Below are 17,181 nucleotides of genomic sequence, written 5' to 3' on the forward strand. Positions count from 1 at the left end.
GCGGCCCGCCCCGGCTCACGGCCGGGCCGCTCTCCCCGAGGAGTTCACGTGTCCGCTCACCCGCAGGCCGATCCGCCATCGGCCACGCCGCCGCTCCAGGGCAGGCCGCGCAAGGCCGCTTTCGCCGCCTGGATCGGCAGCGCCCTCGAGTACTACGACTTCTTCATCTACGGCAGCGCCGCGGCCCTGGTCTTCCCCAAAGTCTTCTTCGACCCGGACGACCCGGCCACCGCCACCCTGATCTCGCTCGCGACCTTCGGCGTCGCGTACGCGGCGCGCCCCGTCGGCGCTCTCGTTCTCGGCCACTTCGGTGACCGGCTCGGCCGTCGGAAGATCATGGTCTGGACGCTGATCCTCATGGGGCTCTCCACCTTCCTCATCGGCTGTCTGCCCACGTACGCGCAGGTCGGCACCGTCGCTCCGGTGCTGCTCGTGCTGATGCGGGTGTTCCAGGGCCTGTCCGCGGCCGGAGAGCAGGCGAGCGCGAACGCGATGACGCTGGAGCACGCGCCGGAACACCGGCGCGGCTACTACACGAGCTTCACCCTCAACGGGACCCAGGCCGGTCAGCTCCTCGCGACCCTGGTGTTCCTGCCCGTCGCCGCACTGCCGGACGACCAGCTGTACAGCTGGGGTTGGCGCGTTCCGTTCCTGCTGAGCGCCGTCGTCGCCGTCGCCGGATACGTCATCCGCCGCACCCTGGAGGAGACCCCCGTCTTCCAGCAGGTCTCGGCCGACCAGAAGGTGGCCAGGATGCCGCTGGCGGAACTGCTCAGGAACCACTGGGCCGACGTCCTTCGGGTGGTCGCGGCGGCGCTGATCGCGACGGTCAGCACGATCTTCTCCGTCTGGGCCCTCTCGTACGCCACGAGCGACGCGGTCGGCCTCGACAAGACGGGCATGCTCTGGGTCGCGGGCAGCGCCAACGCGGTAGCCCTGCTCGCCATCCCGCTCTGGGCCAGGCTCTCGGACCGGATCGGCCGCAAGCCCGTCTTCCTCATCGGGGCACTCGGCAGCGGGGTGATGATCTTCGTCTACCTGTGGGCGATCTCGACCGGCAGCTACGCACTGGTCTTCGTGACCGGACTGCTCCTCTTCGGAGTCGTCTACAGCGCGGCCAACGGCATCTGGCCCTCGTTCTACGGCGAGATGTTCCCCGCCAGGGTCCGCCTCTCCGGCATGGCCGTCGGTACCCAGATCGGGTTCGCCGTCGCCGGCTTCGCGGTGACCTTCGCGGCACAGATCGCGGGCCCCGACGGGGACAACTGGCTCGGCGTCGCGATCTTCACCGCCGCCTTCTGCGTGATCTGCGCGATCGCCGTGGCCACCGGGCGTGAGACACACCGGGTGCCCACGGCCGAGTTGGGTGTGCGCACCGGGCTCGCGAAGACGCCGACGGCGGAGCCCGAAGCCGCCGCCCTCTGAACCCGTCGCGCCCACCGCGACCTCGTGATCAACCGTGCCAAGCTGACCTACAGGAACTCTTGATGACCTCGTACCTCACCGGCCTGATCGGCTCCGGTATCGGCCCCTCCCTGAGCCCCGCCCTGCACGAACGCGAGGCGGACCGGCACGGTGTGCGCCTCGTCTACCGCACCCTCGACATCGACGTCCTCGGCGTCGCGCCCGAGGTCGTCGGCGAACTGGTGCACGCCGCCCACCGACTCGGCTTCGACGGGCTCAACATCACCCACCCCTGCAAGCAGCTGGTCGTCGAGCACCTGGACGAGCTCGCCCCCGAGGCCGCCGAGCTCGGCGCCGTGAACACCGTCGTCTTCAGGGGCGGACGCGCCGTCGGGCACAACACGGATGCCACCGGCTTCGCCCAGTCCTTCGCCCGCGGCCTGGCCGACGCGCCGACCGGTGACGTCGTACAGCTCGGCGCGGGCGGGGCGGGCGCCGCCGTGGCGCACGCCCTGCTCAACCTCGGTGTCGACCGGGTCACCCTGGTCGACACCGACCCGGCCCGTGCCGCCGCTCTCGCCGCCGCGCTGACCGCGCGCTTCGGGCCCGGCCGTGCGGTGTCCGCGCCGAGCGGCGCGACGGCCGAGCGCCTCGCCGTCGCGGACGGCCTGGTCCACGCCACACCCACCGGCATGGTCGCCCACCCGGGCCTGCCCCTGCCCGCCGATCTGCTCAGGCCCGGCCTCTGGGTGGCCGAAGTCGTCTACCGGCCGCTGGAGACCGAGCTGTTGCGCGCGGCCCGCGCCATCGGCTGCCGCACCCTGGACGGCGGTGGCATGGCCGTCTTCCAGGCGGCCGACGCCTTCCGTCTCTTCACCGGACTCGAACCGCACACCGGACCGATGCTCGCCGACTTCGGCGACCTGGCCGCTTCCCCGGCCTGACGGACACCGGCTCGATACTCACAGGCCCGACAGAAGGACACCATGCGCACATCGATCGCCACCGTCTCGCTCAGCGGTCCGCTGTCCGAGAAGCTCACCGCCGTCGCCACCGCCGGATTCGACGGTGTGGAGATCTTCGAGAACGATCTCATCGGCGCCCCGCTCAGCCCCGAGGAAGTGCGGCTGCGCTGTGCGGACCTGGGCCTGGGCATCGACCTCTACCAGCCTTTCCGCGACTTCGAGGCCGTCCCCACCGACGTGCTCGCCCGCAATCTGCGCCGCGCGGAACGCAAGTTCGCCGTGATGGAGCGCCTCGGCGCGGACCTGCTCCTCGTCTGCTCCAGCGTCGCGCCCGATGCGGTCGACGACGACGCGCTCGCCGCCGAGCAGCTACGGCTCCTCGCCGACCGAGCGGCGGACCACGGCATCCGAATCGCCTACGAGGCACTGGCCTGGGGCCGGCACGTCAGCACATACGACCACGCCTGGCGGATCGTCGAACAGGCGGACCATCCGGCACTCGGCACCTGCCTCGACAGCTTCCACATCCTGTCCCGCGGATCCGACCCCAAGGGCATCGCGGACATCCCCGGCGAGAAGATCTTCTTCCTGCAGCTGGCGGACGCACCGCTGATGGCGATGGACGTCCTCCAGTGGAGCAGGCACTACCGCTGCTTCCCCGGCCAGGGCGGCTTCGACCTAGCCCCCCTGGTGGCCGCCACGGTAGGGGCCGGATACCAAGGGCCCCTGTCGCTCGAAGTGTTCAACGACGTGTTCCGGCAGGCGGGCGCTGCCTCCACCGCCGTCGACGCGCTCCGCTCGCTGCTCCTGCTCGAGGAGTCGGCCGGTCTTTCCGCGCTCCCCGCAGCGCCCGCGCCCTCCGGCTTCGCCTTCGCCGAGCTGACCGCGGCCGACACCGAACCGCTGCGCGGAGTGCTCCAGGCCCTCGGCTTCGCCCACACCGCCCGGCACACCTGGAAGCCGGTCGAACTCTGGGAACAGGGGGATGCCCGCATCCTGCTCAACACCGGGGTCAGCGGCCGTCGTCAAGATCCGGCACTGACCGCCATCGGCGTGGAGACCCCTGACCCGGACCGCGCCGCGCGCCGCGCCGAAGAGGTGCTCGCGCCCGTGGTGCCGCGCCGTCGGGGCCCGGGCGACGCACCGCTCGACGCGGTCGCCGCGCCCGATGGCACGGAGGTCTTCTTCTGCCGCACGGGGAAGCCCGACCACCCCAGCTGGACCGCTGACTTCACCGACGTACCGGCGCGCGCTCTGCCGGGGGAGCAGCCGGGAGAGCAGGGCGAACAGGCCTGGACCATCCGGCACATCGACCACATCGCGCTCACCCAGCCCTGGCACCAGTTCGACGAGGCATCGCTGTTCCACCGGGGGGTGCTCGGCCTGGAGGCGGACGACAGCCTCGACCTGGCCGACCCCTACGGACTCGTGCGCAGCCGGGCCGTCGCGTCGCCCGACGGCGGTGTGCGCATCGTCCTCAACATCGCTCCGGCGCCGGACGCCGACGGCGCCCGCCTTCAGCACATCGCCCTCGCGACGGACGACATCGCCGGAGCCGCCCGGCGCGTGCGGGAACACGGCGCGGGCCTGCTGCCGATTCCCGCCAACTACTACGACGACCTCGACGCCCGCCACGGGCTGGATCCGGAGTACCTGGCCACGCTGGCGGAGCTCGGCATCCTCTACGACCGGGACGAGAACGGTGAGTTCCTCCACTGCTACACCGCCACCGTCGGCCGGGTCTTCTTCGAGTTGGTGCAGCGCACGGGCGGCTACCGGGGATACGGGGCCCAGAACGCGGCCGTACGGCTCGCCGCCCAGCATCTTCAGCAGCCTTAGCCGCCTGCCTCACCAGCATGAGCCGTCATCTCCACCACCATTAGACTGACCGGCGCCGGAGAGTCCGCAAAGAGGAGCCGCATGGCCGCCGCCGTCCCCCCGTCGTCCCCGCCCGCCAAGCGGACCCGGGACGCGGCCCGTACCCAGGGGGAGATCCTCGATGTGGCCACCGAGGAGTTCGCCCGCATGGGATACGCGGGGGCCAGAGTGGACGAGATCGCCGCCCGCATGCGGACCACGAAGCGGATGATCTACTACTACTTCGGCAGCAAGGACCGGCTGTTCACCGCGGTCCTGGAGCGGGCGTACACGGTCATCCGGCAGGAGGAGCAGCAGCTCGACGTCGGGCATCTCGATCCGGTGTCCGCCATCCGCCGCCTCGCCGAGGTCACCTTCGACCACCACGAGGCGCACCCGGACTTCATCCGTCTCGTCAGCATCGAGAACATCCACGAGGCGAAGCACATCGGTGCCTCGCCGAGTCTGGCCTCCCTCAGCTCTCCGGCGATCGACATCATCGCCTCGATCCTCGAAGCCGGGCGCGAGCAAGGGGTGTTCACGGCCGAGGTGGACGCCGTGGACCTGCACGCGATGATCAGTTCTTTCTGCTTCTTCCGGGTCTCCAACCGGCATACGTTCCACGCGCTCTTCGGCCGCGACCTCACCGAGGCACCTCGCCGCGAGCACTACCGGACGATGCTGGGGGACATGGTCATCTCGTACCTGACGACCGTTCGCTGATCACCGCTACCGCTACCGCTACCGCCATCGCCTCGGTGGCGGCCACGTGCACAAGGCCACGCGCACAGGGCCATGCGCACCAGGCGGGTTGAGGCCCGCACCGGCGGCGTAGCCTGCGATCAGGAGGTGGTTGTATGCGCGAGGCATCCTCATCGGGGCAGCCGGCGGCGGGGGACCCGGGGCTCTTCGGCCCCTCGTCCGTGACCTGGCAGATGCACGGCGACCCGATGATGTGGGTCGCCGGAGTCCGCGCCCTGTATCTGCAGGCCCTGCACCCCCGCGCGGTCCGCGGTGTCATGCAGAACTCGGACTTCCGCAAGGACGCCTGGGGCCGCCTCATGCGTACCGCGAGCTTCGTGGGCACCACCACGTACGGCACCACCGAGGTCGCCGAGCAGGCGGGCGCGCGGGTGCGGAAGATTCATACGATGCTCAAGGCCACCGACCCGGACACGGGGGAGCGGTACGGCGTCGACGAGCCCGAGCTGCTGCTCTGGGTGCACTGCGCCGAGATCGACTCCTATCTGCACGTCGCACGCCGGTCCGGGTTCCGCCTCACCGACGAGCTCGCCGACCGGTATGTCGACGAACACCGGCAGAGCGCCCGCCTCGTCGGCCTCGACCCCGCCGACGTACCGGCGTCGGTCGCCGAACTCGCCGCGTACTTCGAGCGGGTGCGGCCCGAACTGGCCGCGGGGCCGGAGGCGCGCGATGTCGACGACTTCCTCCAACGCCCCCCGACCCACCCGCTGTTGGTTCCGGCGCGCGCCCTGCTGTGGCGGCGCGTGGCGAATCTGGCGTACACCTCGCTGCCGTCCTACGCCCACGAGCTGTACGGCAGGACGGCCCCGCCGCCCGGCACCGTGACCCGGCGGCTTGTCACCATGGGCACCATCCTGCGCACCGTCCCCGCACGTATCCGCTGGCAACTTCCCCCGAAACACATTCTGCGCGCCATGGCCAGGCTCGGCCCCGGCGCGCGGCCTGCCCCGTACAAACTCGACAGACGGGCAGCCATACTGGACAGGCCGGGGAGGGCGAAGCGAAGCAACGGGGGCGACGGCGGGAGATGGCGGACACCAGGCTGATCCAGGGCCGGTACCGGCTGCTGGACCTGATCGGGCGCGGCGGCATGGGCGAGGTGTGGCGTGCGCGCGACGAGTCTCTGGGGCGCAAGGTCGCCGTGAAGTGCCTCAAGCCGATGGGGCCGCAGCACGACCAGTCCTTCACGCGCGTCCTGCGCGAGAGGTTCCGGCGCGAGGCGCGTGTGGCGGCGGCGCTGCAGCACCGCGGCGTCACCGTCGTACATGACTTCGGGGAGCACGACGGCGTCCTGTATCTGGTCATGGAACTGCTCGAAGGGCGCAACCTCAGTCAGCTCCTGGAGGACAACAAACAGCATCCGCTGCCCGTCGCGGACGTGGTGGAGATCGCCGACCAGGTCGCCGCGGCGCTCGCGTACACCCATGAACAGGGCATCGTGCACCGGGACCTGAAGCCCGCGAACATCATGCGGCTCACGGACGGCACGGTGAAGATCTGCGACTTCGGCATCGCACGGCTCGGCCACGACATCGGCTTCACCTCGCGCCTGACCGGCACGGGCATCGCGATGGGCACACCTCACTACATGTCGCCCGAGCAGATCAGCGGCGCCCAGGTCGACCAGCGCAGCGACCTCTACTCCTTCGGATGCGTCCTGTACGAGATCGCCACGGGGGCGCCGCCCTTCGACATGGAGGACGCCTGGGCCGTGCTCGTCGGCCACCGCGACACGCAGCCCGAGCCGCCGCGCACGCACCGCGACGAACTCCCCGAGTACTTCGAGAAGATCGTCCTCGACCTGCTCGCCAAGGAACCGGACGAGCGCCCCGACGACGCCCGCGAGCTGGGGCGGCGCATCCTCTCGGGCCGCGCCGTCCCCTCGTACGTCCCGACCGTCGTCACCCCGCCCGCGCGCCGACCGGAGCAGCCGCCCTCGCGTGAGCCGCGCCTTCCCTCGTGGACCCGCGGCATGACGACCGGGCACAAGGCGAACGGCGCACCCGCGCTGCGGACGACGCCGCCCGACGCGGCGGCGGGCCTGACCGGCGAGTGGATCCCGCGCACCGACGCGCGCCGGGCCGCGGCGCCGCGGCAGCCCGAGCGGCCCACGCCGTCACCGGAGGTGGTCGCCACCCTCGTCAGCAGGCACAACGCGGGCCTGAGCCTGGGGCGCCTCGGCCGCTGGGCCGAGGCGGGCGAGGTGCACCGCGCGGTGGCCGCCGAGCGGGAGCACGCGCTCGGCCCCGACCACCCGGACACGCTCGCAAGCCGCTACGAAGTGGGCTTCACCCTCAGCCGCACCGGACGGGCGGCCGACGCCCTGCGGGAGTACGGGCGCGTCGCGCAGGGCAGGGAACGCACCCTCGGCCCCGAGCACCCGGACACGCTAGCCGCACGTCAGGAAATGGCTTACGTGCTGGGGCAGTTGGGGCGGCACTTCGAGGCCCACCAGACATACACGGCGGTGCTGGCCGTGCGGGAGCGGACCGCGGGCGCCGATCACCCCGACACTCTGCGCTGCCGCCACAACCTGGCGTACAACCTCAGCAGGCTCGGCCGCCTGGAGGACTCCTACCAGCTGGCCCGCGAGGTCGCGACGGCCCGCGCGCGCGTCCTGGGCGCCACCCACCCCGACACCCTCGTCACCCGTTACGAAGTCGCCTACGCACTGGGTCAATTGGGGCGCTGGCCCGAGGCGCTCCAGACGTATCGCGAGGTCGCCGAGGCGCGCGGCCGGGCGCTCGGCGGCGACCATCCCGACACGCTCGCCGCGCGCTACGAGGTGGGGATCAGCCTCGGCCGCCTCGGCCGCAGCGGTGAGGCCCTGGAGCTGTACCGCGACCTGATCGACGACCGCAACCGCGTGAACGGCCCCTTTGACCCCGAGACCCTGCGCGCCCGGCACGGCCTCGGCGTCAACCTCGGCCGCCAGGGCCGCTGGGAGGAAGCCCTGGCCGAGGCCCGTGACGTCTGCGCGATCCGCGAACGCGTCCTGGGCGGCGACCACCCGGACACCCTGGTCAGCCGCCGCGAGGTGGCCGTGGGCCTGGGATGGCTCGGCCGCTGGGCCGACGCCCTCACCGAGTACCGCCGCGTCGCCGCCGCCCGCGAACAGGTCCTCGGCGCCGATCACCCCGACGCCCTGGCCAGCCGCAACGACGAGGCGCACTGCCTGGAACAGCTGGGCCGCGGCACCGAGGCGGTCGAGCTCTACCGGCGCGTGGCGGCGCTGCGCCAGCAGCGGGCGTCCGGCGGGCGCTGACGGCGTCGAAGGTGTCGAGGGGTGCCGGGGGTGCCTGGGGCGCCGAGGGTGTGACAATCGCACCACGAGGCGGGGGCTCGTGTTAGTAAGGGCTATGCCTCCTCGCGATCGATACGACGCCGTCATCGTCGGCGGTGGTCACAACGGACTCGTCGCCGCCGCCTATCTCGCCCGCGCGGGACGCTCCGTCCTGCTCCTGGAGCGGCTCTCCGGCACCGGTGGCGCCGCTGTGTCCAGCCGCCCCTTCGCCGGTGTCGACGCCCGGCTCTCGCGCTACTCGTACCTGGTCAGCCTCCTGCCCCGGAAGATCGTCAGGGACCTCGACCTGGACTTCAGAGTGCGCACCCGCACGGTCTCCTCCTACACTCCGACCGAGCGCGACGGGCGTCCGGCCGGACTGCTCGTGGGCGGGGGCGAAGCGCGCACCAGGGACGCGTTCGAGCGGCTCACCGGCGGACCGCGGGAGTACGAGGCGTGGCGGGAGTTCTACGCCATGACGGGTGAGGTCGCGGGGCGGGTGTTCCCCACGCTCACCGAACCCCTGCCCACGCGCGACGCACTGCGCGAGCGGGTCGGTGACGAGACCGCCTGGCGAACGCTCTTCGAAGAGCCCATCGGCGCCGCCATCGAGGAGCGGTTCCAGGACGACCTGGTGCGCGGAGTGGTGCTCACCGACGCCCTCATCGGCACGTTCGCCGACGCCCACGACCTGTCCCTGCGCCAGAACCGCTGCTTCCTCTACCACGTCATCGGCGGCGGCACCGGCGACTGGAACGTGCCCGTCGGCGGCATGGGCGCGCTCACCGGCGCCCTCGCCCAGGCTGCCCGCGCGGCCGGCGCCGAGCTCGCCACGGACCACGAGGTCATCCGCATCGATTCGGACGGACTGAGCGCCGAGGTCACCTACCGCACGCCCGAGCGCGAAGCCACCGTCGCCGCACGGCACGTCCTGGTCAACGCCTCACCGCAGGAGCTCGCCGCCCTCGTCGGCGACACACCCGCCGACCCGGCCGAGGGTGCCCAGCTCAAGGTCAACATGCTCCTCGAACGGCTGCCGAGACTGCGTGACACCTCGGTCGACCCGCACGAGGCCTTCGCCGGGACCTTCCACATCGCGGAGGGATACGGGGAGCTGGCCACCGCGTACGTCCAGGCCGCGGCCGGAGAGCTGCCCTCCGCGCCGCCTTCCGAGATCTACTGCCACTCCCTCACGGACCCCAGCATCCTCGCCCCCGACCTCGTCGAGCGCGGCTTCCAGACCCTCACGCTCTTCGGACTGCACACGCCCGCACGTCTCTTCGCCCACGACAACGACGCCGTACGGGCCGAACTGCTCAAGTCGACCATGGCGCAGCTGGACGCCCACCTGGCGGAGCCGCTCGCCGACTGCCTGGCCACCGACGCCGAAGGACGCCCCTGCATCGAGGCCAAGACCCCGCTCGACCTGGAACGCGACCTGCGCCTGCCCGGCGGCAACATCTTCCACCGCGACCTCGCCTTCCCCTACGCCCAGGACGACACCGGGCGCTGGGGTGTGGAGACACGGCACGCGAACGTCCTGCTGTGCGGGGCGGGTGCCGTGCGCGGCGGCGGGGTCAGCGGCATCCCCGGGCACAACGCGGCGATGGCCGCGCTGGGGGAGTAGGGGGAGCAGGGGGCCTCAGTCGGCCGAGGGAGCCCACCCCACCGCCTCGACGCGCGCCGCGTCGGCGGGCCGTGCCTCGTCGAAGGCCGTACGGCGGCCGTCCTCGACCCGCAGCCCGTCGGCGTACGCGCCACGCCCCACGTAGAGCTGATCCGTCGCGTACCGCCAGCGCAGGCGCACCCGCTCGCCCCGCAGGTCCGAGAGGTCCGCGGTGAGCCGGTGCCAGACGCGTCCGGACCAGCCGGACGCGGTGCCGTCGGGGTGCGGGCGAGGATCCGAGCCCCGGTGCCGCGTCGTGAACGGCACCGGCTGCCACGTCGCGCCGTCGTCGCGCGAGGCCTCCAGACACAGCTGGTCGGAGCCCGGCTCGGTGTCCCACCACAGCTCGCACCGGAGCGTCGCCCGGTCCGTGGTGAGGGTGAGCGGCGGCAGGGTCAGGGTGGCCGATGCCGCGTTCGCCATGCCGGAGAACCATGCGGTGCGTCCGTGCGCGGGACGTACCGGAACGGCGCGTGCCATACGGTTCGCCGTCGCCACCCGGGGTGCCGAACCGGATCGCCAACTGCGCACGGGGTGCACGGAGTTGCCGAGTACGACGAGGAAGGAGTCGGTCGTCGGGTCGAGGACGAGGGAGGTGCCGGTGAACCCCGTGTGGCCCGCGGTGCGCGGCGTCGCCATCGCACCCATGTACCAGTGCTGGTAGAGCTCGAAGCCCAGGCCGTGCTCGTCGCCGGGGAAGGCGGTGTTGAAGTCGGTGAACATCAGCTTCACGGACGCGTCGGAGAGGATGCGGGCGCGGCCGTAGACCCCGCCGTTGAGCAGCGTGCGACCGAGGATCGCGAGGTCCCAGGCGCAGGAGAAGACGCCGGCGTGCCCGGCGATCCCGCCGAGGCCGAAGGCGTTCTCGTCGTGCACCTCGCCCCACACCATGCCGCGGTCGAGGCCCGACCAGGGCAGCCGGGCGTCCTCCGTGGCGGCGATCTTCGGCCGCCAGGAGGCGGGCGGGTTGTAGCGGGTGCGGTGCATCCCGAGCGGAGCGGTGATCTCGTCGTGGAGCAGTGCGTCCAGAGGGCGGCCCGTGATCTCTTCGAGGACCAGCTGGAGCGAGATCAGATTCAGGTCCGAGTAGAGGTACTTGGTGCCCGGCGGGTTGAGGAGCGTCTCCTGCCAGATGAGGCGCAGTCGGCCCTCGTGCGTGGGTTCCTTGTAGAGGGGGATCCAGGCGCGGAAACCCGAGGTGTGGGTGAGGAGCTGGCGGACGGTGACGTCCTGTTTGCCGGCGCCCCCGAAATCGGGGAGGTACGAGGCGACCTTCGCCTCGAGCTCCAGCGTGCCGCGCTCGATCTGCTGCACCGCGAGCAGCGAGGTGAACAGCTTGGAGACGGAGGCGAGATCGAAGACGGTGTCCTTGGCCATCGCGATCTGCCGGTCGGCGGGCAGCTCGGTTCCGGTGTCGGTCTTCTCGTCGTACGCCGCATAGCGCACCGCCTTGCCGATGGGCTGGTGCAGCGCGACCGTGCCGCCGCGGCCCGCGAGCAGGACGGCGCCCGCGTACCAGGGGTGCTTGGGGGAGGGATCGAGGAACGTCTCGGCGTCGGCGACCAGTTGACGCAGATGCCCGGCGAGCAGCCCGGCGCGCTCGGGGGTGCCGGGGCGCAGCGTCGGACGCCCGGCGCCGGTCGCGGAGCCCGCCGCCGCAGCGGCAGGACCCGCGGGGAACGGGACAAGGGCGAGTGCCCCGCCCAACGCCGCTACCCGCGCGCCCAGTTGGCGTCGGCTGAGACCGCCTGCCGCTCTGTCCGCTGCCCCGCTGTCCTCGGCCATGAACGCGCCCCCTCCTGAAACTCTCCTGAACTGAAACTATCTTTCGGGATCACAAGAAACTGCTGAAACTTTCATGTCAGCGCGGAGCCCTGTCAACCGCGGGCACCCGGCAAAGATCTGACACTGCATCAGAAAACCTCTTCCGTCGTCCGGACGGCTGCGGCATCCTGCGCCCATGCAGACAGAGCTGAGCAGGAAACTGGGGATCGAGCACGCCGTCTTCGGCTTCACACCCTTCCCGGCGGTGGCGGCCGCCATCAGCAGGGCGGGCGGATTCGGTGTGCTCGGCGCGGTCCGCTACACGGCGCCCGACGAGCTGGCCCGGGATCTCGACTGGATGCAGGAACATGTCGATGACCGGCCCTACGGACTCGACGTCGTGATGCCCGCGAAGAAGGTCGAGGGGGTGAGCGAGTCCGATGTCGAGGCGATGATCCCCGAAGGCCACCGCCAGTTCGTCAAGGACACCCTCGGTAAGTACGGCGTACCCGAACTGGCCGAAGGCGAAGCCTCCGGCTGGCGCATCACCGGATGGATGGAGCAGGTCGCCCGCAATCAGCTCGACGTCGCCTTCGGCTACCCGATCAAGCTGCTCGCCAACGCGCTCGGTTCACCGCCCGCCGACGTCATCCAGCGCGCCCACGACCACGACGTACTGGTCGCCGCTCTCGCGGGCAGCGCCCGGCACGCGCGCAAGCACGCGGACGCGGGCATCGACATCGTCGTCGCGCAGGGCTACGAGGCGGGCGGCCACACCGGCGAGATCGCCTCCATGGTCCTGACGCCGGAAGCCGTCGAGGCCGTGGCGCCGCTGCCGGTGCTCGCGGCGGGCGGTATCGGCAGCGGCGACCAGATCGCGGCCGCGTTCGCGCTCGGCGCGCAGGGCGTGTGGCTCGGCTCCCTCTGGCTCACCACGACGGAGGCCGACCTCCACTCGCGGGCGCTCACCGAGAAGCTCCTGGCGGCGGGCTCGGGCGACACGGTCCGCTCGCGCGCCCTCACGGGCAAACCCGCACGCCAGCTGCGCACCGAATGGACCGACGCCTGGGACGACCCGGACGGGCCCGGCACGCTGCCCATGCCCCTGCAGGGGCTTCTGGTCGCCGAGGCGGTCTCGCGCATCCAGAAGCACGAGGTCCAGGCGCTGCTCGGCACGCCGGTGGGGCAGATCGTCGGCCGGATGAACAGCGAACGCAGCGTCCAGGTGGTCTTCGACGAGCTGACCCGCGGTTTCGAGCGCGCCATCGACCGCGTGAACCGCATAGCCGGACGCGACTGACGACCGGACGCGACTGACGACCGGACGCGACCGACGAGACGACGGAGGAGAGGTCCTTATGAGCAGCACGCCGGGCAGTACGCCCCCCAACGGCTTCTGGGCGCAGGCCGAAGCGGACCCGGACCGCACGGTACTGATCGCACCCGACGGCCAGGAGTGGACCGCGCGGCGCCTGCACGCGGCGACCAACCAGCTCGTCCACGGACTGCGCGCCGCGGGCCTGGAGCGCGGTGACGCCTTCGCCGTCGTGCTGCCCAACGGCGTCGAGCTCCTCACCGCGTATCTGGCGGCGTCGCAGGCCGGCCTCTATCTCGTCCCGGTCAACCACCACCTGGTCGGACCCGAGATCGCCTGGATCGTCGCCGACTCCGGAGCCAAGGTGCTCATCGCGCACGAGCGGTTCACGGGGGCGGCTACCCATGCCGCCGACGAGGCGAAGCTCCCGGCCACCCACCGGTACTCCGTGGGTGGCGTACCCGGCTTCCGCCCGTACGCCGAACTCCTCGCCGGACAACCGGAGTCCGCGCCCGACGAGCGCACCCTCGGCTGGGTCATGAACTACACATCGGGCACCACGGGACGCCCGCGCGGCATCCGGCGCCCGCTGTCGGGCAAGCTCCCCGAGGAGTCCTACCTCGGCGGCTTCCTCGGCATCTTCGGCGTCAAGCCCTTCGACGGCAACGTGCACCTCGTCTGCTCGCCGCTCTACCACACCGCGGTCCTCCAGTTCGCGGGCGCCGCCCTGCACATCGGCCACCCGCTGGTCCTGATGGACAAGTGGACGCCCGAGGAGATGCTCCGCCTCATCGACAGGTACAAGTGCACGCACACCCACATGGTGCCCACCCAGTTCCACCGCCTCCTCGCGCTGCCGGACGCGACCAAGGAGGCGTACGACGTGTCGTCGATGCGCCACGCCATCCACGGCGCCGCACCCTGCCCCGACCACGTCAAACGGGCGATGATCGAGTGGTGGGGCGAGTGTGTCGAGGAGTACTACGCGGCCAGCGAGGGCGGCGGCGCCTTCGCCACCGCGCAGGACTGGCTGAAGCGGCCCGGCACCGTCGGCAAGGCGTGGCCCATCAGCGAACTGGCCGTCTTCGACGACGACGGCAATCGGCTGCCGCCCGGTGAACTCGGCACCGTCTACATGAAGATGAGCACCGGCGGCTTCTCGTACCACAAGGACGAGTCCAAGACGAAGAAGAACCGCATCGGCGACTTCTTCACGGTCGGCGACCTCGGCTACCTCGACGAGGACGGCTACCTCTACCTCCGCGACCGCAAGATCGACATGATCATCTCGGGCGGGGTCAACATCTACCCCGCCGAGATCGAGTCGGCGCTGCTCACCCACCCCGCCGTCGCGGACGCCGCCGCGTTCGGCATCCCGCACGACGAGTGGGGCGAGCAGGTCAAGGCGGTCGTGGAGGTGACGGAGGGTCACACGGCGGGCGACGCGCTCGCCGCCGACATCCTCGACCACTGCGAGCGCCAACTCGCGGGCTACAAGCGCCCCAAGAGCGTCGACTTCATCACGACCATGCCGCGCGACCCGAACGGCAAGCTCTACAAGCGACGGCTGCGGGAGCCGTACTGGGAGGGACGGGAGCGCGCGCTGTAGCGCGGGCCCCGTCAGGAGCGCGGGGAACCGCGCGACAAGCCTCCACCGGTGCGCGGGTCGACACTGGACCGGGGCCACCCCCGCCGAGCGCTGGGCGGGGTGGCCCCATGTCGGCTAACGCGGCACGGCGGCCCCCCGCACCTTCACCACCTTCAGCCCAGGATCACGCAGAATGTCCTTCTCGCAGAACCGCGAGGTGACCCAGCGCTCACCGGAGTACAGCCGCGTCTGATCGCGGTAGTGCCGGGAGTTCGGGTTCGACGACTGCGAGTAGGTCAGGAGCGTGCGCGCCTGGGGGCAGCGGCCCCTGTCCCAGCCGACCGCCTGGATGTGGCTCGAACCGTGCGCGACCTCGGTGTAGCCGCCGCCCTTCGCGTCCCAGACCGGCTCGACCTTGTTCCATACGCCGATCGACTCCGTGCCGCCGGAGACCGGCAGCCGCTCCGAGCCGCGTACGACGAACTGGTTCTGGCCCAGCGGCGCGCCGAGCGCGATGCCCGCCCCGCTCAGCTCGGTCACCGCGTCGGCGAGCGCGGTCGCGAAGCCCGGCGCGGCCGTGTTGAGGGTGTTCGGGGTACGCACCGGGTCGGCGGCGGAGAACGGCACCTTCCACAGCTGGGCGTTGGGCACGGCGAGGACGAGCTTGCGCCAGAACCGGTCGAAGAGCAGCGCCCCCTCGCTGTCCGTGTTCATGGTGCGATCCCAGGCCTTGAGGACGTCACAGGCCTCGCGTACGTCGACGGCCTTGCCGTCGCTGCCGGTCGCGGCGCCCCCGGGCAGCGCGGCACACGCGCGTGCCGCGTCGGCGGCGGCCAGGTCGCCCGCGGGCGCCCGGTTCGCGAACTGCTGCTTCTGGAGGTCCTTGACCGTCAGGCCGCCCTTCTTCGCCATGGTGGCGACATCCTCGACGGCGCCGCGCGTGCGCAGGGAGCGCTGCGTGCCGATCGTGCCGAAGATCCGCTCGTAGCCCGTGATCGGCCGGTCGGCGTTGGTGAGCCAGGCGCTGTCGTTGGAGTTCTCCGCGTACGGGGCGTCCTTGAGGGTGGGCATCTTCGACGGGCCGAAGACGCCGGGCTGGACGGCGTCCTTGTCCGAGCCGAGCGCGCAGTCGCCGCGCGAGCCGTCGAGCACGGCCACGCCCGACGCCGGATACGTCACCTTGCCCAGAGCGGTGGAGCAGCGCTCGGCCAGGTCGTCGGTGATGCGGGGAAGGACCTGGGACTGGCTGAGGAGCGAGTGGCCCTTCCGGTCGGCGGCGACGGTGTTGACCCACGGGAGGCCCTGGGTGTCGCGCAGCGCCTTCAGGATGCCGTCGGTGGAGCGGGCCTTGCCGAAGCCGAGGTCGGTGTCGCTGCCGCGCATGTTCGTGGCGTTGGGGTCGTTCAGGGCGTACGCGGTCTTCGCCGACCAGGGCAGCGGGAGCTGAGCGCCGAGGCCGGTGGTGACCGGACCGTATCGGGTCCACCACTGCGTGCGGGTCACCGGAGCACCGTTCTTGACCGGCACCTCGACCGTCCGCTTCGTCATCTTCTCCGGCTTGCCGTCCACCAGATAGGTGGTGGGATCGGCCGGATCCAGCGTGAGCTGATGCAGGTTGAGGGTCACGCCGGACGCCACCGTGTGGCTCCACGCCACATCGCCGTTGAAGCCGATGTTGACGACGCTCGTACCGACCAGGGAACCGCCCGAGACGTTCAGCTCGCCGGGGATGGTCTGCTGCGACTGCCAGAAGCGGCGGCCACCCTGCCAGGGGTAGTGCGGATTGCCGAGCAGCAGGCCCTTGCCGTTCGCGGTGGTCCTCCCGCTGAACGCGACGGCGTTGGAACCCATGACGGCCTCGTCGGCCGAGAAGAGCTCGCGCGCCTCCTTCGCGGTGCGCTCGGGGTCAGGTGCGCGGTCCGGGGCTGTCGCGCTGGGCGGCTGCGCCGCGGTGATGCCGTCTATGCCGCGCCCCTGACCGCCCAGAACCTGGACGGCGAACCCCTGTCGTGCCACGTCCAGCGCGGTGATCGGGCGCAGCCAATCGGCGCCCTCGCAGGCCGGGTCGGTGACGCGGTTCTGCTTCAGCCAGGCGTTGTAGCCGGCCGCGAAGCCGCGCATCAGCTTCTTCGACGTGGCGCTCGGCCCCGCGGGGGCGGGCTGCTTCAGAAGCTTCTCCACCGTGTGCGTGTCGCGGACGCCGCCGAAGTAGAGGTCGCTGGAGAGGTTCGTGGTCGCCGAGGAGAGCGAGCCGTCGGGCTTGCCGTCGGCGCCGAAGTAGCGTGAGCGCTCGCCGCGCACGGTCGCGTAGCCCTCGGCGAGGGTGCACACCTGGTCGGCGGCCTGCGCCCAGCCGGTGCCGAAGCCGAGGTTCTCGTAGTCCTTGGCGAGGATGTGCGGAATGCCGTACTGGGTGTAGCGGACGGTGGCGGACAGACCGCCGCCCGACGGGCGGGCGTCGCCGTGCGCCCCAGCCGCGCCCGCCGTGGCGGCGGACGACGGCAGGAACGCCGCGGCGGTCAACAGGCTGATGCCCAGGGCCGTCAGGCGTCTGATGCGGATACGCATGGTGCC

11 protein-coding genes are annotated in these 17,181 nt (G+C 71.5%); 9 read left to right on the plus strand and 2 right to left on the minus strand.

Annotated elements, in window-relative coordinates; all coding sequences use genetic code 11:
* Window positions 1-48 precede the first annotated feature (48 nt).
* From ACZ5CR_RS35060 to ACZ5CR_RS35090, 7 genes are all read left to right on the plus strand, one after another.
* Complete coding sequence (locus ACZ5CR_RS35060) at window positions 49-1,425, plus strand: MFS transporter (protein ID WP_468865148.1); 1,377 nt, start codon at window positions 49-51, stop codon at window positions 1,423-1,425.
* 62 nt (window positions 1,426-1,487) lie between these two features.
* Entirely contained in the window at window positions 1,488-2,348 is an 861-nt protein-coding gene (locus ACZ5CR_RS35065) for a shikimate dehydrogenase (protein ID WP_468865150.1), read from the plus strand.
* A gap of 42 nt (window positions 2,349-2,390) precedes the next feature.
* Complete coding sequence (locus ACZ5CR_RS35070; RefSeq protein WP_468865153.1) at window positions 2,391-4,208, plus strand: bifunctional sugar phosphate isomerase/epimerase/4-hydroxyphenylpyruvate dioxygenase family protein; 1,818 nt, start codon at window positions 2,391-2,393, stop codon at window positions 4,206-4,208.
* A gap of 81 nt (window positions 4,209-4,289) precedes the next feature.
* Window positions 4,290-4,949: a TetR family transcriptional regulator gene (locus ACZ5CR_RS35075; protein WP_468865155.1), complete on the plus strand. Its 660-nt coding sequence runs from the start codon at window positions 4,290-4,292 to the stop codon at window positions 4,947-4,949.
* Between the two features lie 134 nt (window positions 4,950-5,083).
* Window positions 5,084-6,037 carry an oxygenase MpaB family protein gene (locus tag ACZ5CR_RS35080; RefSeq protein ID WP_468865158.1) on the plus strand — a complete coding sequence of 318 codons (954 nt, stop codon included), beginning with the start codon at window positions 5,084-5,086 and terminating at the stop codon, window positions 6,035-6,037.
* Window positions 6,019-8,256, plus strand: a complete 2,238-nt coding sequence (locus tag ACZ5CR_RS35085) for a serine/threonine-protein kinase (protein WP_468865161.1) — start codon at window positions 6,019-6,021, stop codon at window positions 8,254-8,256. The genes ACZ5CR_RS35080 and ACZ5CR_RS35085 overlap by 19 nt, the downstream gene beginning before the upstream one ends.
* Before the next feature lie 94 nt (window positions 8,257-8,350).
* Window positions 8,351-9,901: a phytoene desaturase family protein gene (locus tag ACZ5CR_RS35090; protein WP_468865163.1), complete on the plus strand. Its 1,551-nt coding sequence runs from the start codon at window positions 8,351-8,353 to the stop codon at window positions 9,899-9,901.
* A gap of 15 nt (window positions 9,902-9,916) precedes the next feature.
* Here the strand turns inward: ACZ5CR_RS35090 and ACZ5CR_RS35095 are convergent, their stop codons facing one another.
* On the minus strand, window positions 9,917-11,725 hold the full coding sequence (locus ACZ5CR_RS35095; RefSeq protein ID WP_468865165.1) for a serine hydrolase domain-containing protein: 1,809 nt from the start codon (window positions 11,723-11,725) through the stop codon (window positions 9,917-9,919).
* A 175-nt stretch (window positions 11,726-11,900) separates the two neighbouring features.
* Between ACZ5CR_RS35095 and ACZ5CR_RS35100 the strand changes: the two genes are divergently transcribed.
* Both ACZ5CR_RS35100 and ACZ5CR_RS35105 read left to right on the plus strand, forming a co-directional pair.
* Entirely contained in the window at window positions 11,901-13,004 is a 1,104-nt protein-coding gene (locus tag ACZ5CR_RS35100) for an NAD(P)H-dependent flavin oxidoreductase (RefSeq protein ID WP_468865167.1), read from the plus strand.
* Window positions 13,005-13,062: 58 nt separating this feature from the next.
* Window positions 13,063-14,628, plus strand: coding sequence for an acyl-CoA synthetase (locus tag ACZ5CR_RS35105; RefSeq protein WP_468865169.1), 1,566 nt, complete (start codon window positions 13,063-13,065; stop codon window positions 14,626-14,628).
* Window positions 14,629-14,742: 114 nt separating this feature from the next.
* On the opposite strand, the gene ACZ5CR_RS35110 is transcribed toward ACZ5CR_RS35105, so the two are convergent.
* A complete protein-coding gene (locus ACZ5CR_RS35110) occupies window positions 14,743-17,175 on the minus strand; it encodes a penicillin acylase family protein (RefSeq protein WP_468865170.1) in 2,433 nt (810 codons plus the stop codon).
* Window positions 17,176-17,181 lie beyond the last annotated feature (6 nt).

The sequence above is a fragment of the Streptomyces sp. NPDC031274 genome, assembly GCF_055570235.1.